Here is a 21,377-nt window from a genome sequence, read left to right on the forward strand (position 1 = left end):
GGGCTGAACTGAAAGGCGGGGGCGCCCAATGGGCACTGGCGTTTTTCTTAAGCGGTTGTCATGTCGCTGCCAGTATTCCCGTTGTTGCGGGCGCCGGATGCCAGTCACCATTTGCGAAGGTTCAAACCTGGGCGTTGGAGTTTATGCGTCGGACTGAATCGGCAACGCCATTTGGCTAAGTCTTTCCGATCAAAGACCGTATTGAAGGGAGCCAGGTTACAGGCCCGGATGACACAAGCCGGCACCCGTAAGCCGGGGCGCAGGCGCGACCCGCGGACCCGTGATGCTGGCCATGGGTGCGAAGGCCTGAGAGCGGCTCGCGTGTCAAATTCAGGCGCCTCAGAGCACCGGTTTGGTTGAGGATCGGTGATAACGCCACGAGGGCGATCCGATCGCCAGATCCGCCGCGATTACAGCCAACCGAGCTCTTGAGCCAGTTTGGTTATACCGAGCGCGCGGCCGGCCGCCGACAAATGCGCGCCGAGCGATTCGAGCCGGTAGAGATGGCAGTGCTCAAAGCCGGTTCCGGCTTCGACACGGGCCACCTCGTATTGGCTCAGACACCCGCTCTTTTGGCTAAGGCCCGCCCAGACAAGCTCCACGTTCAGCATCGACTGGCCCTGTGAGTCGCGAAGCGACCAAACCCCGGCAGCCGGATTATCAAGTGAGGGAAACCCCGCGCAAAACCCCGCTATCGGGCACAGGCGCCGACCCAACATATTGGACTCGTGGATAAAGCCGGCGGGCGTGAGAAGCCTTGTCCAGTAAAACCCGTCCCCGGCCGGCACCCGGTGGCCCACCCCCTCTTCGGTGGTGATCGGGGCAAGATAATTGGCCTGGCCCAGCCAGTCGTGGCTGACATCTGCGAGCCAGCTCTGGGAACGCGCATACATATCGCACCAGTCAACGCAGACCAGCAGATCGAGCGCGCTCTCGGCGCCAATCTCAGAGAGGTGGTTGAGCCAGGCCATTACGGCACCCAACTGGCGGTAGCGTGGGTGGGCATGCCCTTCTGCGATGGCAAAGCCGTCGCGTTGCAGCGCAACCAGTGCCCCATGTGCTTGGGTGAACCGATCAGCCAGAATCTGATCGTGCCTGGCATCCCCGCCCGGCAGGTCAAACCGGGGCATGGCTGCCGCCGCGTCAGGCTCGAGCGGATCGGTCTGCACCTTAAAGACGTCAAAGTGCATGGCCTCAATGGCGTTATCGATCCACCACAGCTTTGCGCGGTCGTCAAAAAGAAAGACGTAATACATTCCCACGGACAAAAGGGCAGTTGGATACCCGCTATTGTACATTTCAGTCATCTCGGACTCCAAAATCCTTAACCATTGGATCAAGGATCCGCCGCGACCATGAAAGTCACAACACCAAGATTTTGTAATTGTTTCGCGGCGCCAAGCGAGAGGCTTTAACGGGTTCCCGGGAGCGTGCCAAAAGGCGACGCTCATGGGCCGTGCCAGCACAGGCAACTGTCACGTCCTCTCGCGAATCTGGATAGATTATGCGAGAACACGAAAATCGATACGGGCGGCATCGGAAACTTGCTGCACCGCCGGTTGAGCTTGATTGTCGCGGGGTAGGGCTGACCTTTGTCTATGAAAGTTTTGTGGGTGGCTTTACGAGCAACCCGTTCGCTCTCAATCTTGCCATGGAAAAAGCCAAGTCCAACATGCATGGTGGCTGTTCTGGACAGGCGGCCGCACCACAACCGTCGTTTTGCGCCATGACGGCTTTATTGCCTTGTGCCGTCAAGTTTGGCACATCGGGACTGCGTGGCCGAGCATCGGCGTTCACACCGGACTTGGTGGGCGCCTATGTCCGCGGGTTTCTCGAAACTGCATGTTCGGTCGCTGACACCCGCGATGTGGCGATCGGGGCGGATCTGCGGTCATCGAGCCGGGCGATTGCCGCAATGGTTGCCGGTGCGGTCGCGGCAAGCGGCTGGCGACCGATCTATGGTGGGGCTGTGCCGACGCCGGCGCTTGCCGCTTACGCTCTCAAACGCGATATTGCGGCGATCATGGTGACGGGTAGCCATATCCCGCCCGACTACAACGGTCTTAAATTCTATCGCCCCGATGGCGAACTGCTCAAATCCGATGAAGCGCCAATCGGTGCGGCCGCAGAGAACGTTCTGGCTGCGGGCTGGACCTTTGTACCTGCCGATCTGCCAGCCGTCGAAGAGAAGGTCGCCCAGGAATACACCGACCGCTTCATTTCGAGCTTTTCCAGCTCCAGTCTTTCGGGACTGCGCATTGGCGTCTTTGCCCATTCGGCTGTGGGTCGCGATCTTCTGGCCGACATTCTCGAAAGCCTCGGGGCAGAATGCTTTTGCTTTGGCCACCTTGAGGATTTTGTTGCCGTCGATACCGAAGCGGTGAGCGCCGATCATATGGACCAGATGCGGCATGCCCTTAACACGCATGGCCTTGATGCCGTGGTGTCAACCGACGGGGATGGCGACCGTCCGCTGCTGCTCGATGAAAGCGGACAACAAATCAATGGCGATGTGCTGGGCGCTCTGACCGCCAGGTTCCTCGGGGCCAACACCGTCGTAACGCCGCTGACCTCAACAAGCGGGATCGAGCTGAGCGGCTGGTTTGAAACTGTCATTCGCACCCGGATCGGCTCGCCCTTCGTTGTCGAGGCCATGAACCAGGCAATGGCAAGGGGCGACGACAGCGTGGTCGGGTTTGAAGCCAATGGCGGCTTTCTCGTGCAAACCGCGTTCAGTCTTGATGATGGGGTAGTGGATCCCTTGCCGACGCGGGATGCGGTATTGCCCATCGTGGCGGTTCTCGCGTCAAGCAAGGCCTCCGGCGATCCGGTCTCGCGTCTTGCCGCCTCGCTGCCGCCGCGGGTCATGAAGGCCGCGCGGCTCAAGGACATAGCCCCGCAAGAGGGCACGAGGTTCTGTTTGATAATGGCCGGATCACTTGAGGCGCGAAAGGCCTTTGCTCCGATCCTTTCTAACCTCTTGGCAATCGACACCACAGATGGGACGCGGTTGAGTCTGGCCGATGGTTCGATCGTCCACTTCCGCCAGTCGGGCAACGCACCCGAACTGCGGTGTTATGTCGAGACCGACACCGTCGAGGCAACCGATCGGCTATTGGAAACAATGATGGCACGGCTCAACCATCATTTTGGACGCCGGGAGTGATGGGCATGGAAAACACGACAACCGGGCGTATCACCCCGATCGTTCTGGCCGGGGGCACGGGAACGCGGCTTTGGCCGATGTCGCGCTCGTCGCGACCCAAACAGTTCCTGACCCTCGCCGGCGAGCACAGCCTGTTCCAGGATACCCTTCTAAGACTGTCCTCAGACCCCCGCTATGGCGCCCCTATCATTGTGACCAACGAGGATTATCGCTTCGTTGTCGCCGAACAGGCGTCCGAGCTTGGGTTACAGCTTGCGGCCATCGTGCTCGAACCCGTGGCCCGCAACACCGCTCCGGCTATTCTCGCAGCCGCGCTGGTCGCCAGCAAGGATCAGCCCGACACGATCGTTCATGTGCTGCCCTCGGACCACAAGATCGTTCTTGATGCGGCCTATGTCACAGCGCTCGACAAAGCAGAGGTTGCAGCAAAAGCTGGTTTGCTTGTCACCTTCGGTATTGCGCCTACCGAACCGGCCACCGGGTTTGGCTATATCGAGGCGGGTGATGTGGGCCAGGGCGGCGCCCGAGCCGTTATGCGGTTCCTCGAAAAGCCCGATACCGAGCGGGCGCGGCAGATGGTCGATGCCGGGACCTATTTCTGGAACTCTGGCATGTTTGTCTTTGCAGCCGAAGTGTTCATCTCAGAATGTGAAGCGCTCACACCAGAGCTTGCCAGCACTGTCAGAAGCGCAGTTGATCGGGCAACAAAGGATCTCGACTTTCTTCGGCTCGACGCCGAGAGTTTTGCCAACGCTCCCAACATCTCCGTCGATTACGCGATCTTTGAAAAGACCAAAAAGGCAGCCGTTGTGCCCGCAGCGATCGACTGGTCCGATCTGGGATCCTGGGATGCTGTCTGGAAGAGCCGGGCCCGTGACCAAAACAACAATCTTGGAATTGGTCCCGTGACGCTCAATGCGATCTCGGGATCACTGGTCATTTCCGAAAAGCACCATGTGGTTGTCGACGGGCTCGACGACGTTGCCGTGCTGGCCAGCGAAGACGCCATCTATGTTGGGCGACTGTCCTCGGCACAATCTGTTGGCGATATGGTCAAGCGCCTGAAAGCCGATCCGGTCACGGCCAACCTCACCGAAACCCATCAGACGAGCTATCGCCCATGGGGCGGGTATTCCTCGGTGCTCAATGGCGAGCGGTTCCAGGTCAAGCGCCTGTTCGTCAAACCGGGCAAGCGCTTAAGCCTGCAAAAGCACTTCCATCGCTCCGAGCACTGGGTGGTGGTGCGGGGCACGGCCGAAGTCCAGGTGGGCGAAGACACAAAAACCCTGCGCGAGAACGAGAGCGTTTATATCCCGCAAGGCGCTATCCACCGTCTGTCCAATCCGGGCAAGATCGAACTCGAATTGATCGAAGTTCAGACCGGGTCGTATCTGGGCGAAGACGATATCATCAGGATCGAGGACGAGTTCGGACGAGGGTGAACTGGGCTCAAATAACCAGGATCGCGCTTTCGATTTGGAAATCGCAGTAGGCCGGGGGCGAGTTCGCCCTGCAACAGAGACTAATCAGACAGAGAGGACGACGAGGATTTAAGCGCAGGCTGTACCATCTTGGCGCCCTTGCAGATCGAAGGAATTATGGCGCCGTCCCCAACGGCCCAGAAATGGGGGTTGGCGAAATCGGTGTCATGGTCTTGGTTGCGCTTGCCATAGACAAGCGGAGCACCGTCCAGATCGAGCACTTGGCCGCCGGCAGCGCGCAAGACCGCATCGCCTGCCGCGGTGTCCCATTCCATAGTGCGTCCGAAGCGAGGATAGAGATCGGCCCCCCCTTCGGCCACAAGACAGAACTTGAGCGAAGAGCCCATCGAAGTGAAGTCGGCGACCGGTAGGCTGGCGAGCCGGGGGTCGTTCTCTCCGCTGCCATGGGAGCGGCTGCCCACGAGGGTCAATCCTTGCGGCGGTGCCGCACGCACAACAATGGGCATGGACTCCAGGAGCTGGTGATTGTCGACCAGCGAGACAAAGGCCCCGCCGCCGGTGCTGCCCCACCAGATGCGCTTGAGGGCGGGTGCATAGACAACGCCAGCCACCGGAATGCCGTTTTCAATCAAGGCGATGTTGATGGTAAATTCGCCGTTGCGCGCTATGAATTCCTTGGATCCGTCAAGCGGATCGACAAGAATGAACTGCCCGCCACACTCGGGGATGGTCCCGTTGGCGACAGCCTCTTCGGCGACCACGGGAATATCTGGAAAGGCGGCTGCCAGACGCTCGAGGATCAAGGCTTCGGCGGCCGTATCGGCCTCGGTCAAGGGCGAAGCATCGCTCTTTGTCGTGACCTCGAACTTTCGACCGTAGATCGAAAGGACCAAGATTCCGGCTTCAAGCGCAACGGCATTGAAAATGTCGGTCACTTCGCCCGCCCCCATGGAGGCGGCGGAAGGTGGTTGGGCCGTGGGCATCATTTTAACTCGTAATTTTGACGGGGCGCCGCCCCTCTATACGCGGGGAGCGCGGTCTATGGAACAGTGGCTAGATGTGAGCTCTCATTAGGTTGTCCTCGGTCAGGCCGAGGACAACCTGTTGAGGCACCACACAACATTGTTGGGTAGGTGTCGTCGGCGCCGCAATCGGTCGTTAAAAAGTCGGTGGCCGAGGGGACGGGTGTGGTCCAGACCCTTGGTGCGCCTCATTATTTCGTCGCGGCCCGCGGCGATGGCTGCGAGGGTCCGGGTGAGCTACCGGTCGCAAGGACAATGCTTCTCAAGCGCACCTATCTTCGCGGGGCCGAGAACCCTGGCGCATAGGATGGTGCCACCTGCTGTCAAGAACCGCGGGGGGCGCCCTTGACGGGCGTCAATGCCGGAAGGAGCGGAGCGTGGGATAGTAACGATATGGGAACAGGAGGAACACCATGTCGAACCATGCCCGATTAACGACTACACTCGCTCTCGCGCTCGGACTTTGCGCGATACCGGCCATTGCGCAGGACAATGCGCTGGGCCGCGACGAGTATATGGGCTCTTGTGCTGCCTGCCACGGCACGGACGGCCGGGGGCACGGCGAGTTTGCCGCCCATCTCAACGTCGAACCCACCGATCTCACCAAGCTGACCGAGAACAACGATGGGGTGTTCCCCTATCTTTATGTGTTTCAGACAGTGGATGGGCGGGCAGTGGTGCGCGGTCACGGCTCCCCGATGCCGATCTGGGGCGCGCATTATTCCACCGATATCGGCGATACGGCGGGCCCCTATGGCGCCGAACTGCTGATCCGCGCCCGGATCACCGCCCTGGTCGACTATGTGGAATCACTGCAGGACTAGGCCGCTCGTTGATCGGGGGGATCGGTAGCCAACCCGAACTTCTCTTAACTGCTGGTTCCTTTAATGACGTCTTCCAGGACATCGCAGGCAAGGCCAATGTCCTTTGGTGTGCCCACGCTCATTCTTATGCAACGGTTCAGACCGGGTACGGCGGGCTTGCGAATGAAGATGCCGCGAGCCTGCATTTCGTTGAGCAGCATGGTTGCATAGGTATCGTCGGCGCCGCAATCGATCGCTACAAAGTTGGTGGCTGAAGGGATGGGTTCGAGGCCCAAGCCCTTGGCGCGGCTCGCTATGTCGTCGCGGCCGGCGGCGATGGATGTGAGGGTCCGGGCGAGATAATCCTGATCGGCGAGCGCCGCTGTGGCGGCGATCTGGGAAAGTTTGGTGACGCCGAAATGATTGCGGATGCGGTCAAAGCCCGAGATGGTCTGGGGGGTGCCAATGGCGTATCCGGCCCGCATGCCGGCAAGGCCATAGGCCTTTGAAAATGTACGATATCGCAAGAGGTTAGGGCGCATGAGCGTTATCGGCGGCAGCGTGCCGGCGGGCGCGGTTTCGCCATAGGCCTCATCGAGGATGATGAGGGTGTCGTCCGGAATGGCCTCGACGAAGCGGGTGATCTCGTTGGCACTCCACCAGGTGCCCATGGGATTGTCGGGGTTGGCGAGATATACGATTTTGGGTTTGACGCCCAAAACAGTGTCCAAAAGTCCCGAGAGGCTTTCGCGGTCTTTTTCGTCGTAGGGAACCGTGACGCGTTCTGCGCCCTGGGCGGCGACGTGGTAGTTGAAGGTGGGGTAGGCGCCGAGCGAGGTGACGATCTTGTCGCCCGGTTCGAGATAAAGCCGACAGGTGAGCCCGAGCAGGCCATCGATCCCTTCACCGATGGAAATGGTTTCCATCGGCGTGCCCAGATGGCGGGCAAGTGCTTCTTTTAATTCGTAATTTTCAGAGTCGCCATATGTCCAGACATCCGGTGCCGCCTCGGCGATGGCGGCGATAACCTTTGGGGACGGGCCGAAGGGGCTTTCGTTGGCGCCCAGCCGCGCCCGGAACTTGATGCCCGTCTTGCGCTCGATGACCTCGGGACCAACGAAGGGAACGGTGGCGGGGAGGTTTGCGATAATGGCGGCGAGTTCAGGTCCGGCCATGGTTTTCCTCATTGTGACGCCCAATGGACCCTCGGTGCACTTGGGCCTTACGCCCAAGTCATTTTTGTTCGTGAGGTCGAACCGGAAAAGTCTGCAACTTTTCGCTGACGCGGCCCTTCGGATCCTGACCCCACTCTAGACCGTTACGGCCAGTGGACCGAGGTGGAACATCGCATCCTGGCGCTGCCGGAGGGCGAAAAGCTTGGTCGAAGTGTCGGGCGTCGCATTGGCGGCGGTGAGAAGTTCACCCTTTTTGACCGGGGCGGTGACGCGCCCGCCTTCGAGCAGGCCGACGGGGATGGCGCGGGCGGCGCGGGCATCGGCAATTGTCATTGTCCAGGAGCGATAGCAGGTCTCGCCAATGGCATCGAATGTTTCACCGACGGCCAGATCACGCTTGGCCAGGGCGCAGACTTCGGCGACGGGGTTTGCGAGCGGCACCATGTCGGGCTTGCCATAGAGCATGATGCGGGCGGCGGTGAGCGGCACTTCGAGACTTGTGAGGTGATAGGGACGGAAGAACCCGTAATAGGGACCGGTCCCGACGTGAAGATCGTCCATGCGCTCGACGACGCGGGGATGGGTGGCTTTGGCGACGACGAACACGCCGGGGGCCACGCCTTTGCCGATCGTGTAATCGACAACGCCGGATTTTTCGAGCACGCCGCCATCGGCGCGCGGGATCAAAACCCTGGCCAGAGATTCGCGATCGGCGTTGGGACCGTGCATGCCGGGGCGGTCGGGGACGAGCCCGGTGGCGTTGGCGATGGCGGCCATTTCCACCATGGTTTTCGACCCGTCGATGAACTCGACGAGCATGCGCGGGTTCATGTTGCGGCGGGTGGCTTCCTCGCGATAATCGTCGGGCACCGCGTCGTGGTTTAAGGGATTGTTCTTGCCCTTGCCGGCGGCGACGATGTCGAGCCCGAGGGCAGAACAGAATTCGATCAGTTCCATGCACGAGGACGGCTCGTCGCCGGCGCCGACCGAATAGATGACCCCGAGCCTGTCTGCTTCGTGCTTGAGGTAAGCGCCGATGGTGACGTCGGCCTCGACATTCATCATCACCAGATGCTTGCCGTGCTCCATGCCGAGCAGATCAAAATCGGCCCCCACGCCGGGCTTGCCGGTGGCGTCGATGATGACATCGACTTCCGGAGCGGTGACCATCAGTTCGGTATCGGCGGTCACCGCGATCTTGCCGGTATCGATGGCGGCGCTCATGGCCGAGCGGGTTCCCACCTCACTGGCGTGGGCCTTGCCCTCGCCGGCGCCATAGGCGATGTCCATCGCGGCCATTGCCGTGTGGGGGCGGCGGGTGGAGATGGCGGCGATTTCAATGCCGTCCATCAGCGAGACCTGGGTGACCAGATCGGTGCCCATTTCGCCCGACCCGATGATGCCCAGACGGACCGGTTTGCCGGTGTCGTTCAGGCGCTTGAGGTCACGCGCGATACCCGTTTTGGAAATTGTCATGACCCTTGGGGGCTCTTTGTGCAAATTGGAACTGGTGTGGCGCCTGTCTAGATCATTTTGCGCTCCATTGGAAATAGAGCGGGAACGTCTTTCCTTGGTTCTCGCTTGCCATCAGTATGAACAAGGAAAGCAGGGAGCGGCTCATGGACGAGATTTCCATTTCAATCGAGGGCGGGTGCGGGATCATCAGGCTGACCCGGCCCAGGGCGATCAATGCGCTGAGCGCCGAGATGATCGGGGCGGTGCGCTATGCGCTCGATGAATGGGATGAAAATGACGATGTGCGGGCCGTGCTGATCGAGGGAGAGGGCGAAAAGGGGCTTTGCGCCGGCGGTGATGTGCGCAGGACGCGCGAGATGGCGATGGCCGGAGACACACGGCCCGTTTTCTCTTTTTTTGCCGACGAATACGATATGAACGGGCTGATCGCGACCTATCGCAAACCCATCGTTGCGCTCCAGCACGGCATCGTCATGGGCGGCGGGATCGGGATTTCCTCGCATGCGCGGTACAGGATCGCGACGCCATCGAGCCGGTTTGCCATGCCCGAAGCCGCCATCGGGTTTTTCTGCGACGTGGGGGTGAACGCCATTCTCTACCAAGCCAGCGAGGCGCGGGCGCTGGCCTTTCTGCTGTCGGGGCAAACGGTGGGTGCGGCCGACGCCATTGCCCTAGGCCTGACCGATACCATGGTGCCCGAGGACGCGCTGGCGGACTTGCGGGGCCGGGTGATCGACGCGGCGCAGGCGGGCGATCCCGATACGGCGATCACGGCGCTGATCCAGTCGGAATCGATCGATGCGGGCGCGGCCGATTTTTGCGCGCTTTCTGATTCACTGGCCGAGATTTTTGCCGCGCCGGACGCTGAAAAAATCGTCGAAGGGCTGCTCGACTGGTCCGAGGATGGCGATCCGGGCGCCGCGGCGCTCTACGCCTCGATTGCCCGCCATTGCCCGACCTCGCTTGTGGCCATCGTGCTGTCGCACCGTCGGGCGCGGCACAAGCGCGACGTGCGCGCCATTCTCGAGGATGATCTGGCGCTGGCCCGCCATATGGCCATGCGCCCCGATTTCGCTGAGGGGGTGCGCGCGGTGCTGGTGGACAAGGACAAGGCGCCCAAATGGGAGCCGGCGCGGCTGGCCGATGTGGACGTTACTGCGCTGCAGCGGGTGCTGGGGGCAGCGGAGGCGGTCGGGTAGGGCGCCAAACCGAGAGCCAAGTTGGGGCAGTTATTGGTGCCCCGATAGGGTTGTCGATTGTGGAAATGCTGCTGGACCCCGGGAACCAGCCCCGGGGTGACAGGGGAGTGGGTACGAGACGGCGTTGCCTCAAACTCACCCTTTCATTCGGGGATGTTGCGCAGCGCCTACCAAAAACGCCTGAATGCCGATTCAGCCTGGAGCTGCGATACTCAAAGCATTCTCAAGTTGTCGATGATCCTGTCCAGAAACGTCTTGAGGGCCAGAACGTCCTCTGCGGCAAGGCCCTTGGTCAGTAGCTCTTCTTCTTTCCGAGCCTCTCGCAGGAGCGCATCCACGGTCTGGTTGCCCTTGTCGGTCAGCCACACGCCATTGCGGCGACGGTCACCGGGGGCGGGTTTGCGAACAAGCAGGTCGTCGGCCTCGAGCTGATCGAGAATGTTGACGAGACTGGATCGCCCGAGGGCCACCATTTCTGCCAGCCGGTTCTGCGACAGGCCGGGCTCCTGGCGAATGGCGGCCAGCAGACCGAGATAGCGCGGCGCCCTGCCGTAATCGGTGAGACGTTCTTCAAACGCCCGAAAAGCCAGGATCTGGGCCATGCGCAGCTTGTAGCCAAGGACGTCTCCGGCGCTTTCAGGTTCGTTGCCAGCGTTGGTGACCCTGTCGGTTTTGCGGTCCACTCAATTCTCCTTGACGCCTCAAGCAAATTCAATATTGTTCGATATCGAACAATTCTAACACGAACATAATGGCTCGAGCAAAGTTCCCCTGTCTCTGATTGCTATTGCCCGAGACCATCAAAATTGCAAACCGCTTTGGAGCAGCCAGGTGTCTATGCAGCCGGGATTGTCGCATTGGAACGCTGAGACCGACGCGGCGGGCCTGCTCGACATTACCCTGGGCGCCTTGCTGCGCGAGCAGGCCCGGCGGCATGCTGACCGTCCGGCAATCATATTTGACGAATACGATGATCGCCCGGCGCTGCGCTGGACCTATGCAGAGCTGGACCGGCGGGTCGATGATCTGGCGAAAGCGCTGCTGGCTGCACAGGTCAATCACGGTGACAGGGTCGCCGTCATGGCGCCAAATTGCCCCGAATGGATCCTGCTCGAATATGCCCTGGCCAGGATTGGCGCCGTGCTCGTTACGGTCAATCCGGCCTTTCGACGGTCCGAGCTCGACTATCTTCTTGGTCAGGGCCGGGTCAGCATGGTGTTCGCGACGGGCCAATACCGTGGTCACGACGTGGCGGGCATGATTGGAGAGATGCTGGGCAAGCCCGCGCGCGACGACAACGGCGCGCCTGCCCATACCTATCCCGATCTGCGGCGCATCATCGGGATTGGTGCGGCTGCAATTGCCGGAGCGAGCACATTTGCCGACTTTGTCGCAGAGGGCGCAAACGTCGATGATGCCCATCTCGAGCGCCGCGCGGCGTCAGTGACCGCGCAGGACATCGTGCAAATACAATATACCAGCGGCACGACGGGCCAGCCCAAAGGCGCGATGCTCACCCATTCCGGTACGATCAACAACGCGATGCTTGCGGGGCGGAGGGCGGGATACCGGGAAACCGATGTCATGGTTTCGGCCATGCCGCTTTTCCATACCGCCGGTTGTGTCTGCAACGTCATCGGCATGGCCGCTGTGGGCGGCTGCCTTGTGACAATGGAGCAGTTCAATGCCACAAGAATGCTCGACCTCATCGAAGCCCATGGCGGTACCATCACCAATGCCGTTCCCACCATGTATGTTCGCATGCTGCAGGATGAAGCGCTCGTATCGGGGCGACGCAACCTTGCAGGCTGGCGCGTAGCTTATACGGGCGGAACCGCAATCCCCCCATCTCTCATGCGCGAGCTGAACGAGCGGACGGGCGCCGACCCGGTGATCATCATGGGCATGACCGAATGCAGCCCGATCATCACCCAGACCGTGCCCACCGATCCCTTCGATCGCAAGATATCGACCGCCGGAGTGCCCCTGCCCTATGTCGAGATTCGTATTGCCGACCCTATAGACGGGCACACGGTCCCGACCGGAGCGGAAGGGGAGTTGCTCATCAAGGGGTTCCTTGTGATGGCCGGGTATTTCGACATGCCCGAACGCACCGCCCAGGCGATCGACAGCGAAGGCTGGCTTCACAGCGGAGATTTGGGGGTCCTGGACGGTGATGGTTACCTGCGCATTGTCGGCCGCATCAAGGACATGATCATTCGCGGCGGCGAGAACATTTATCCTGTCGAAATAGAAGATCATCTTCTGGGCAACGAAAATGTCGCCGAGGCCCAGGTAGTCGGCGTTCCTGATGCGGAATTCGGCGAGGAAATCTGCGCGTTCGTCGTGCCGCGGCCGGGGTGCGAGATCGATGGTAGCTTGCTGCGCGACTGGTGTCGCAAGACGCTATCGCGGCACAAGCTGCCGCGCTATGTCGTGGCCCTTCCTCGCATGCCCCAAACCGCCAACGGAAAAGTGCGCAAGGTTGCGCTTCGCGACCTTGCGCGATCCATGATCGAGCAGGGGACACTGTCGTGAGCGTCAGCCAGCAAGAACCGCATCTCCTCGAGGAACAGCTGGGGCACATTCTCCTTCTGACCCTCAATCGCCCGGCATCGCGCAATGCCATCAGTCCCGAAATGGCGTGCAGGCTGGCTGACGCGTTCGAGCGCTTCAATCGCGATGATCATTTGCGCGTGCTCGTTTTGACCGGCGCGGGAGACAAGGCCTTTTGCGCGGGCGGCGACCTCGCCCTGACCCTGCCGCTGCTCACGGGCGCGCGACAGGCTGAAACAGAATGGGATCGCGCCATATTGGCGGATCGATCGATCATGGACCGGTCGGCCCTGCGCAAGGTCGAGATCGACAAACCGGTCATCTGCGCCGTTAACGGCGCCTGCATGGCCGGCGGCATGGAGACCATGATTGCCACCGATCTCAGGATTGCGTCCGAGCGCGCAATCTTCGGGCTGCCCGAGGCCAAACGCGGGTTGATCCCGTTTGCCGGTTCCCTTGTTCGCCTCCCGCGTCAGATCCCGCAGGCCCTAGCGATGGAGCTTCTTCTGACCGGTGATCCGATGGATGCTCGCCGGGCCCTGGCGGTCGGCCTGATCAACAAGGTCGTGCCACAGGACCAGGTCCTGCCCTGTGCCATGCAGATGGCCGAAACGATCGCGGCGAATGGTCCGGTGGCAGTTCGGGAAATCAAGCGCACGGTGAGACGGGCTTTCGGTGCCAGTCTCGAAGACGGTTTCGGATATGAAGATGAAGCCTACGAGGTCGTCGTGCGCTCCCAGGACGCGCGCGAAGGGCCACAAGCCTTCATGGAAAAGCGCAAGGCAAGGTTTGTCGGCAGATGAAAAAAGCAGGTTCTTTGCCGCTCGCGGGGCGGGTTGTCATGATCACCGGAGCCGGGCGCGGCATCGGCCGCGCGGCGGCGCTGGCCATGGCTGCAGCAGGCGCGGCCGTGCTGGTCAACGACGTCGATGCCGATGCCGCGCAGGCCGTTGTGCAAGCAATCGAGGCCCAGGATGGGCGCGCTGCGCCTTACATCGCCGCCATCGGTTCGGCCGATGCTGCCGATGCAGGCGTCGCCAGGGCCATAGAGGTCTTTGGCCGGCTCGACGTCATGGCCTGCAATGCGGGTATTCTCAGAGACCGGGTGCTCTGGAACACGACCGACGAAGACTTCGACGCGGTCATCGAAACACATTTGCGCGGCACGTTTACCTGCGCGCGAGCCGCCGCGCGCCATTTTCGGCAAGCAGGGCAGGGCGGGCGGCTGATCCTGGTCTCATCGATCGCCGGGCAACGGGGCAATTTCGGCCAAACCGCCTATAGCGCCGCCAAGGCGGGTATTGCGGGCATGGCGCGCACATGGGCGCTCGAGCTCAAGCGTTACGATGTCACGGTCAATGCGATCGTTCCCAATGCCTTGACCGCCATGACGCAGACAGTTCCGGCGTTGGCGCTCCTGGCAGAGATGCTGGAAAAGGGCGAGCCGGTCCCCCCCAAGTTTCGTGAAGAGTGGGGCATCGGAGGGCCGGACGATGTCGCGCCCGCCTTTGTGTACCTCGCCTCAGATCACTCGTTCCACGTCACCGGCCAATGTATCGGGATCGGGGGAGACAGGATGTCGATCTGGACGCACCCGAGAGAGGCAGACTACCGCCTCCGGTCGGGGGGCTGGACCGCCGACACTTTGGCCGAAGCGCTCGAGGGGTCGCTTGGTGAACAGTTTCAGGATGTCGGTATCGAATTCAACTAGCGCCCGGAGGAGGCGCGCAACGGGAGGACTAAAAATGAAACGACTGCTAATTGCATCAACCACCGTCCTGGTCGCCTGCATGGGTGTGCAGGCCCAGGAGGTCACCTTGCGTTTGTCGCATTGGCTGCCACCCCAGCACGCTGTCCCGCAGACCGGGATGACGGAGTGGACGCAATCGATCACCGAAGCGTCCAGTGGGGAGATCCAGTTCGAGATTTTCCCGGCCCAGCAGCTGGGCGCTGCTCCGGACCACTATGACATGACCCGCGACGGTATCGTGGACATCGGTTACGTAAATCCGGGATACACCGCCGGTCGCTTCCCGATCTATGAACTGACCGGCCTGCCATTCCTGTCCAGCACCGGCCCGGCCGCCGGCAAAGCCATCCATGAGTGGTACCAGGGCGACTACGCCGAGGCCGAGATGGGCGATGTCTATTTCTGTCTCGTCAATCCCCATGAGCCCGGCCGCTTCCATGGCAACATGCCCATTCGGGTGCCGGCCGATGTCAGTGGTCTCAATGTGCGGCCCGCGCACTCGACCATGGCGCGGTTCATCAATTCGCTTGGCGGGTCCTCGGTTCAGGTGCCCGCTCCGGAGGCGCGTGAAGCGATTGCCCGTGGTACGGCCGACGCGGTCACCATTCCCTATGAGGCGATGAAGGTGTTCAACCTCGCCGAGGTAACGAAATTCCACAACGACATGCCCCTCTACCTCTCCTCGCAGGTCATGCTGTTCAACCAGGGGAGCTACGATCGCCTGTCCGACAGCCAAAAGCAGATCATCGACGACCACTGCACGCCGGAATGGTCGCAGCGCTTCTCGGAAGGCTGGGCCATCTATGATGAAGGCGTTCGGCAGGAAATGATTGATAGCCCCGATCACGAGGTCTTCATGCCCTCCGATGATGAACTCGCGCTTTGGCGCGAAGCCGCCGAGGCGACTGTCGTCGGAGCGCTGGAGGCGGTGGACGCAGCCGGGTACGATTCCGAGGTCGTGTTCAACGGGCTCAAGGACGCCCTGGCGGCCAACGATAGCGCCTACTGATCTGCGGGTCAGAAAACCGCGGGAGGCTGCCTGTCGGCCTCCCGAACACCCGTCGCCAATGGATGTGAGGCATTGATGTCCCGCCAATCACTAGAGCGTTCGTCAGTGGCTTCGAGGGCCGTCGGCCTTGTCGAAAAGATCGCAGCGGTCATGCTCGGGCTTGTGACGCTTCTGATCTTTGTATCGGCCATTGGGCGCTACCTGTTTGCGCGGCCTGTGCCCGATGCGTTCGACCTCTCCCGCCTCACACTTGCGGTGGCGGTCATGTGGGGATTTGCCTCGGTCGCCTATCGGGGCAGCCATATCAAGGTCGATCTGCTCGCCCATGGACTGCCGCCGCGCGTGCGGAAATGGCTCGATATTGCAGCCTGGCTGGCCCTGCTTGTCTTTACCGGCGCCATGACCTGGAAGATCGGCGGGCGACTGATCTCGCAATGGCCGCGTGGCGAACTGACCATGGATCTGCGACTTCCGCACTGGCCCTTCCTCGCCGCAATTCTCGTGGGGCTGATCATGGCGCTCGCCATGACGGTTGGCCGGCTCTGGCGGATCCTGCGCCATGGCGAGGGGCTCGAAGCCCATGAATCCTACGATGGTCAGGACGAGGGGGCTGGTCATGGCTGAGGCCGATCTTGTGGCGCTGTCAGGGTTTGCGGCGCTCTTTGTTCTGATGCTCATCCGCGTTCCGATTGGCGTTGCCATGGGTCTTGTCGGCGTCGGAGGGTTCGGGCTCATTGCCGGTTGGGCGCCGGCCCTCAACCTGTTGGCGACCTCGCCCCTGCGCACGGTTACAGATTTCAACCTCACCCTGATCCCGTTTTTCATCCTGATGGGCGTGTTGGCCACACGATCGGGCATGAGCCGTGAGCTGTTCCGGGCGGCCAGCGCCGTCACCGGCTCGATGAAGGGCGGGCTGGGCATGGCCACGATCGGCGCCTGTGCGGGGTTTGCCGCCATTTGCGGCTCGTCAGTTGCGACAGCGGCAACCATGACCAACATCGCCTATCCGGAAATGAAGCGGGCAGGCTACGGCGATGATGTTGCCACCGGGATCATCGCGGCCGGCGGCACCCTGGGCATTCTGATTCCGCCGTCCGTGGTGCTTGCGATCTACGGGTACATCACCGAGCAGGATATCGGCGCGCTTTTCATCGCCGGCATCGTCCCGGGGCTTCTCGCCGTCATCATGTATCTGGTGACCGTACGCTTGTGGTACGGGCGGCACTTGCCCAAGGGAAGCGCCTTTTCGTGGCGCGAAGCCCTGGCCGCGATGCGCGACGTATGGGCGATAGCGCTGTTGTTTGTTGCCGTCATCGTCTCGATCTATCTCGGCGTGGTCACCGCCACCGAAGCGGCAGCGGTAGGCGCGGTGCTCACCGGTCTGATCGGGTTCGTGAGGCGCCGCCTGGATATGCGCTCGTTGATGGAGAGCCTTGTCGAGGCGCTCAGGACCTCCGTCGCTGTTTACACAATTCTTATCGGGGCGATCATCTTCGGATATTTCCTGGCGGTCACCCAGGTGCCTCAAAAACTCACTCAGACCCTGGTTGATCTCGGTTTGGGAGCCTATGGCACACTTGGGTTCATTCTTGCCCTGTTCGTCGTGATGGGATGTTTCCTCGACGCCATGGCGATGATCATCCTCATGGTGCCAATCGTTTATCCCGTCATTATCGCCCTCGGCTTCGACCCGATCTGGTTCGGTGTGATTGTTGTCATGACCGTCGAGTTGGGCATGATCACGCCGCCCGTCGGGATGAACGTCTTCGTGATCAAATCGATTGCGCGTCAGGTCGGCCTGGTCCAGATATTCAAGGGTGTCCTTCCCTTTGTGGTCACCGACGTCCTTCGGCTGGTGCTCCTGGTTGCATTCCCGGCGATCGTCCTGTTTCTGCCCCAAACGATGGGATGAAGAGTGTGCCCGTTTGACGACTTCACGCGCTCTCGGCTCTGCCCTTGCGACACAACGGCCATGAGCAGGATAACGCGCCGGGCCGCGCGGAGGCGATGGGAAGCCGGCGGGCGATCTGACACAGACTTTCCTGTGCAGCTCTAGTGTGCACTTGCTGCCGGATAGCCGATGCAGATCAGAACAAGGGGCATGAGTGGGCTGGGCAGTCCGAGTATGTCGGCGCATGCTTCATCGTCGAAACCTCCCACCCAGACGCACCCAAGCCCCTCCGCCACGGCTTGAAGATGAAGGTTCTGGGCTGCGGCTCCGGCCTCCAGATACACATACCGCGTACCGCGGCTTCCGAACGGCCTCTGGTCGGCGAACGCACGGCTTGGAGCGACCATGTCCGCGCAGACCGCGACGATGCATGCCGCTTGGGTGATCCAGGACGGGGCATCAATACAAGCGTGTCTTAGCCTGTCGCGGAGATCATCTCGTGCATCGATGTGTCTAAGGTCCAGATCGCTCGAGTCAAGCTGATAGAGGCTCTGGGACAAGCCCTCTACGCGGTTTGGAAGGCAAAAAAGTTCAAGGGGATGGAGCGCATGGGCCGAAGGGGCCGTCCGCTTGCCGTCTGAAGATGTGATGCCTTGCGCTGCCCAAGCCAGCCGCTTCAAGGCCTCGAGAGGAATTTGCTCGTCGCTGAAGTCCCGAACGGTGCGGCGGCGGGCGAGGGCATCATTGATGGTAAGGTCGGTCATCGGTCCGTATAATGACGATCGCACTGCCAGACACAACCCCTGGCTGCAACATCGGTGAGAATGGGCCAAAGCGCACATTCAAACGGCGGCTGCGGGCATAAGGGGTCATCTCCCGCGTCGGGGTGGTCGGGCTTCCATGGGCAGAACGAGGCCCCACGGCGTTTGCTGTTCGGCGCCGACAATCTGAAATCCGAGCTTTTGATAGACCGCGATGGCCCTTGTGTTTAGCGGATGCGGATCGACGGCGATTATGGGAACGCCGGCGGCAAAGAGGTAATCCATCCTTTGTCCGATAAAGCCTGTGCCGTGACCGAGACCGATCATCGCCGGATCACCGATATACTGGTCTATCCCGCGCGACCGCGGAGGAAGGTGTCCGAAATGATGCCCTGGCCATCCATGAACCGAATAGTCCTGCATATATGCGAACGGGTTTCCATCCAGTTCGACAATCCATCTTGAAACGCGGGTGTCGCGCAACTGCTCCTCGTCGAAAGGCTCGTCGTTGCCCCACCATGCGCGGACGTGTGAAAAGCCCTGCCAGGTTACGAGCAGGGGCAAGTCGCTCATTGCCGCGGGTCGAAAACGATAATTGGCCAATGTCATGGGTTCACTTTACCAGGAGGTGTGACTTAGGTCAGCTTTGGCGCAAAGCAGGGCATTTGGGAGAGAAATGGATGAACCTTCTCGCGATTTCGGGCAGTGGCCGAAAAGCATCCACAAACACGGCGATGCTGCGGGCGGTGTCGGCGATTGCGCGACCGGGCCATGAGGTCACGGTGTTTGATGCGATTGCCGATCTGCCGGTCTTTTCGCCCGATCTCGAATCCGGCTCCCTGCCGGAGCCGGTTGAAAACTTTGCCGCCCTTGTGGCCCGCAGCGACGGGGTGATCATATCCAGTCCTGAATATGTCAGAGCAATTCCGGGCGGTCTGAAGAATGCCATCGACTGGCTGGTGTCGCGCGATGAGATCATCGACAAACCCATTGCTCTCATGCACGCCTCGCACCGTGGAGACGATATGCTGGGCCAGATCCGCACGGTTTTGTCGACTGTGAGCACACGTTTTTCCCAAGATCTGTTCGTGCGCTTCCAGCTCATGAAAAAGTCGCCCGAGGAGATCGCCGCCCATTTCGAACAGCCCGACAACCGCCAGGTGGTCGCCGCGTTTGTAGAGAGTTTCGCTCGATATTGCGGGCGCTAAAAAGTTCGAAGAAGACTTTCGACCGCCAGCAAAACAATGCCAGTTCTTGACAAAGCTAATATCATTAGGTTTTAACCTGATTGGATTAGCTTTGAGGTTGAACATGCCCCGAGCAGGGTTGAACAAGGACGTTCTGGTGCAGGCGGCGGCGGAGATGGCCGACGAGATTGGGTTTGGCAATCTCACGCTGGCCGCTCTGGCACGCCGGTTCGATGTCAAGCTGGCGAGCCTTTATTCGCACCTGGAAAACTCGGATGACCTCAAGGTGCGCGTGGCGCTGTTCGGGCTCGACCTGCTTGCAGATCGCGCCGAAGAGGCCGTGGCCGGCCGGGCGGGCAAGGACGCGCTGGTGGCGGTGGCCAATGTGCACCGCGATTTCGCCCACCATCATCCCGGCCTTTTCGAGGCGGCGCGCCATCGGCTGGACCAAAGCGCGGCCAGAGAGAGCGGCGGAGCGCGCGTTTCGCGTATCACCCGCAACCTCCTGCGCGGCTACGGGCTGAGCGAAACCGATCAGGTTCATGCGGTCCGCCTGCTGGGCAGTGTCTTTCTGGGGTATCCGATGCTCGAACTGGCCGGCAGTTTTGCTCACAGCGATCCCGACGCCCGGCTTTCCTGGCAGTACGCGCTCGATGCGCTCGATGCCGCCTTGCGAAGCTGGTCCAGAGCCTGAATGCGACGAACTTCCCTCAATTGCGAAGACCGAGAATGACCAAAGACCTGATTACAACGCCGCATTCGGATGTGTTCATCCGAGGGGCCATCGAGATTGAGCGCACCTCGGCGGGACTGTTGCCGCACCGTCTTCTGCAATGGGCGCGGGCCCAGTGCGCCGATGGACAGATCCTGATGGTGGAAGCCCAACCCTCGGGCGTGCGGCTTGTCTTTCGCACGACGGCGAGCATAATCGAACTCGACACGCTGCCCACCAAACGGGTTTATGTGGGCCTGCCGGCACGGCCCGACGGGGTGTACGATCTGGTCATCGATGGAAAGCTGGATCGTCAGGGGAGCGTTTCAGGCGGCAGGATCCTCAGGATCGATCCGGCCACCGGGGCCGCCAACCTGGAACAGGGCGGGCCGGGAACGCTGAGATTTTCGGGCCTTCCTGTGCGGGAAAAGATCGTGGAAATCTGGCTTCCCCATGACGAGACGACCGAGCTGGTTGGTCTAAGGACCGACGCGCCGGTCGAACCGGTGACAGATTTGAACCGCCCCGTCTGGCTGCATCATGGCAGTTCGATCAGTCAGGGATCCAACGCGGGGACGCCGACAGGAATATGGCCGGCGGTTGCGGCGCTGAGGGCCAAGGTGGATCTTGTGAATCTGGGCTTTGGCGGCGGTGCGCTGCTCGATCCGTTTACGGCGCGCACCATGCGGGACACGCCGGCCGACTTCATCAGCCTCAAGATCGGCATCAATATCGTCAATGCCGACCTCATGCGCCTGCGTGCCTTCGGGCCGGCGGTGCATGGGTTTCTCGATACGATCCGCGAAGGGCACAAGCATACCCCGCTGGTTGTTGTGTCTCCGATCTATTGCCCCATTCACGAGACAACGCCGGGGCCGGGGGCCTTTGACATGGAGGCGCTCGGTGAGGGCAGGGTGGCGTTTGTCGCTCGAGGCAATTGCGATGAGGTGGCGCAGGGCAAGCTCACGCTGTCGGTCATTCGCGAGCAGCTTGAAGCAATTGTTGCCCGGCGGGCGGCATCCGATCCCAATATCGTCTATCTCGATGGCAGGATGCTTTATGGCGAGGCCGACACCAAGATTTTGCCGTTGCCCGATGCGCTCCATCCCGATGGCGATACGCACAAAATGATGGGTGAGCGTTTTGCCGATGCCATGTTCTCTGAAGGCGGCATCTGGCGCGGTCAATTGAAATAGGCGCCCGATTTCAGACCGACAGGCGGTTATCT

General features: G+C 61.1%; 20 protein-coding genes. 13 read left to right on the forward strand and 7 right to left on the reverse strand.

The annotated features are described in order from the left end of the window. Positions 1-410: 410 nt before the first annotated feature. On the reverse strand, positions 411-1,307 hold the full coding sequence (locus OF122_RS02495) for a hypothetical protein (protein ID WP_264226281.1): 897 nt from the start codon (positions 1,305-1,307) through the stop codon (positions 411-413). A 419-nt stretch (positions 1,308-1,726) separates the two neighbouring features. Here OF122_RS02495 and OF122_RS02500 point away from each other — a divergent pair, with 419 nt between their 5' ends. Further along, the gene (locus OF122_RS02500; protein ID WP_264227735.1) at positions 1,727-3,166 is read left to right on the forward strand and encodes a phosphohexomutase domain-containing protein; all 1,440 of its coding nucleotides are present in this window, start codon (positions 1,727-1,729) and stop codon (positions 3,164-3,166) included. Positions 3,167-3,171: 5 nt separating this feature from the next. After that, positions 3,172-4,608: a mannose-1-phosphate guanylyltransferase/mannose-6-phosphate isomerase gene (locus OF122_RS02505; RefSeq protein WP_264226282.1), complete on the forward strand. Its 1,437-nt coding sequence runs from the start codon at positions 3,172-3,174 to the stop codon at positions 4,606-4,608. Between the two features lie 80 nt (positions 4,609-4,688). Here the strand turns inward: OF122_RS02505 and cysQ are convergent, their stop codons facing one another. Continuing rightward, positions 4,689-5,594: a 3'(2'),5'-bisphosphate nucleotidase CysQ gene (gene cysQ / locus OF122_RS02510; protein WP_408636291.1), complete on the reverse strand. Its 906-nt coding sequence runs from the start codon at positions 5,592-5,594 to the stop codon at positions 4,689-4,691. A gap of 449 nt (positions 5,595-6,043) precedes the next feature. Between cysQ and OF122_RS02515 the strand changes: the two genes are divergently transcribed. Next, positions 6,044-6,454, forward strand: a complete 411-nt coding sequence (locus OF122_RS02515; protein ID WP_264226283.1) for a c-type cytochrome — start codon at positions 6,044-6,046, stop codon at positions 6,452-6,454. Between the two features lie 44 nt (positions 6,455-6,498). Here the strand turns inward: OF122_RS02515 and OF122_RS02520 are convergent, their stop codons facing one another. Next, entirely contained in the window at positions 6,499-7,608 is a 1,110-nt protein-coding gene (locus OF122_RS02520) for a pyridoxal phosphate-dependent aminotransferase (protein ID WP_264226284.1), read from the reverse strand. A gap of 135 nt (positions 7,609-7,743) precedes the next feature. Further along, on the reverse strand, positions 7,744-9,084 hold the full coding sequence (locus OF122_RS02525; protein ID WP_264226285.1) for an NAD(P)H-dependent oxidoreductase: 1,341 nt from the start codon (positions 9,082-9,084) through the stop codon (positions 7,744-7,746). A gap of 143 nt (positions 9,085-9,227) precedes the next feature. Here OF122_RS02525 and OF122_RS02530 point away from each other — a divergent pair, with 143 nt between their 5' ends. Continuing rightward, on the forward strand, positions 9,228-10,283 hold the full coding sequence (locus OF122_RS02530) for an enoyl-CoA hydratase/isomerase family protein (protein ID WP_264226286.1): 1,056 nt from the start codon (positions 9,228-9,230) through the stop codon (positions 10,281-10,283). 212 nt (positions 10,284-10,495) lie between these two features. On the opposite strand, the gene OF122_RS02535 is transcribed toward OF122_RS02530, so the two are convergent. Next, positions 10,496-10,966 (reverse strand): MarR family winged helix-turn-helix transcriptional regulator, encoded by a 471-nt coding sequence (locus OF122_RS02535; protein WP_264226287.1) that lies wholly within the window; start codon positions 10,964-10,966, stop codon positions 10,496-10,498. A 154-nt stretch (positions 10,967-11,120) separates the two neighbouring features. Between OF122_RS02535 and OF122_RS02540 the strand changes: the two genes are divergently transcribed. The 6 genes from OF122_RS02540 (at position 11,121) to OF122_RS02565 (ending at position 17,510) form a co-directional block, all read left to right on the forward strand. Next, entirely contained in the window at positions 11,121-12,821 is a 1,701-nt protein-coding gene (locus OF122_RS02540; protein WP_264227737.1) for an AMP-binding protein, read from the forward strand. Next, positions 12,818-13,642 (forward strand): enoyl-CoA hydratase/isomerase family protein, encoded by an 825-nt coding sequence (locus OF122_RS02545; protein WP_264226288.1) that lies wholly within the window; start codon positions 12,818-12,820, stop codon positions 13,640-13,642. The genes OF122_RS02540 and OF122_RS02545 overlap by 4 nt, the downstream gene beginning before the upstream one ends. Positions 13,643-13,680: 38 nt before the next feature. Next, on the forward strand, positions 13,681-14,550 hold the full coding sequence (locus OF122_RS02550) for an SDR family oxidoreductase (RefSeq protein WP_264226289.1): 870 nt from the start codon (positions 13,681-13,683) through the stop codon (positions 14,548-14,550). A 34-nt stretch (positions 14,551-14,584) separates the two neighbouring features. Further along, complete coding sequence (locus tag OF122_RS02555; RefSeq protein WP_264226290.1) at positions 14,585-15,598, forward strand: TRAP transporter substrate-binding protein; 1,014 nt, start codon at positions 14,585-14,587, stop codon at positions 15,596-15,598. Positions 15,599-15,703: 105 nt separating this feature from the next. Beyond that, complete coding sequence (locus OF122_RS02560) at positions 15,704-16,222, forward strand: TRAP transporter small permease (RefSeq protein ID WP_264226291.1); 519 nt, start codon at positions 15,704-15,706, stop codon at positions 16,220-16,222. Continuing rightward, on the forward strand, positions 16,215-17,510 hold the full coding sequence (locus OF122_RS02565; RefSeq protein WP_264226292.1) for a TRAP transporter large permease: 1,296 nt from the start codon (positions 16,215-16,217) through the stop codon (positions 17,508-17,510). Before OF122_RS02560 ends, OF122_RS02565 begins: the two co-directional genes overlap by 8 nt. 140 nt (positions 17,511-17,650) lie before the next feature. On the opposite strand, the gene OF122_RS02570 is transcribed toward OF122_RS02565, so the two are convergent. Together OF122_RS02570 and OF122_RS02575 are read right to left on the reverse strand one after the other, a co-directional pair. Continuing rightward, positions 17,651-18,253 carry a nitroreductase family protein gene (locus OF122_RS02570; protein WP_264226293.1) on the reverse strand — a complete coding sequence of 201 codons (603 nt, stop codon included), beginning with the start codon at positions 18,251-18,253 and terminating at the stop codon, positions 17,651-17,653. A gap of 105 nt (positions 18,254-18,358) precedes the next feature. Continuing rightward, positions 18,359-18,823, reverse strand: coding sequence for a GNAT family N-acetyltransferase (locus OF122_RS02575; RefSeq protein WP_319019385.1), 465 nt, complete (start codon positions 18,821-18,823; stop codon positions 18,359-18,361). 107 nt (positions 18,824-18,930) lie between these two features. On the opposite strand from OF122_RS02575, the gene OF122_RS02580 reads away from it, so the two are divergent. From OF122_RS02580 to OF122_RS02590, 3 genes are all read left to right on the forward strand, one after another. Next, complete coding sequence (locus OF122_RS02580) at positions 18,931-19,458, forward strand: NADPH-dependent FMN reductase (RefSeq protein ID WP_264226295.1); 528 nt, start codon at positions 18,931-18,933, stop codon at positions 19,456-19,458. A gap of 103 nt (positions 19,459-19,561) precedes the next feature. Further along, a complete protein-coding gene (locus tag OF122_RS02585; RefSeq protein ID WP_264226296.1) occupies positions 19,562-20,131 on the forward strand; it encodes a TetR/AcrR family transcriptional regulator in 570 nt (189 codons plus the stop codon). Positions 20,132-20,166: 35 nt separating this feature from the next. Beyond that, complete coding sequence (locus OF122_RS02590) at positions 20,167-21,345, forward strand: SGNH/GDSL hydrolase family protein (RefSeq protein ID WP_264226297.1); 1,179 nt, start codon at positions 20,167-20,169, stop codon at positions 21,343-21,345. Positions 21,346-21,377 lie beyond the last annotated feature (32 nt).

Origin of the sequence: Pelagibacterium flavum, assembly GCF_025854335.1 — a bacterium.
Taxonomy (GTDB): domain Bacteria; phylum Pseudomonadota; class Alphaproteobacteria; order Rhizobiales; family Devosiaceae; genus Pelagibacterium; species Pelagibacterium flavum.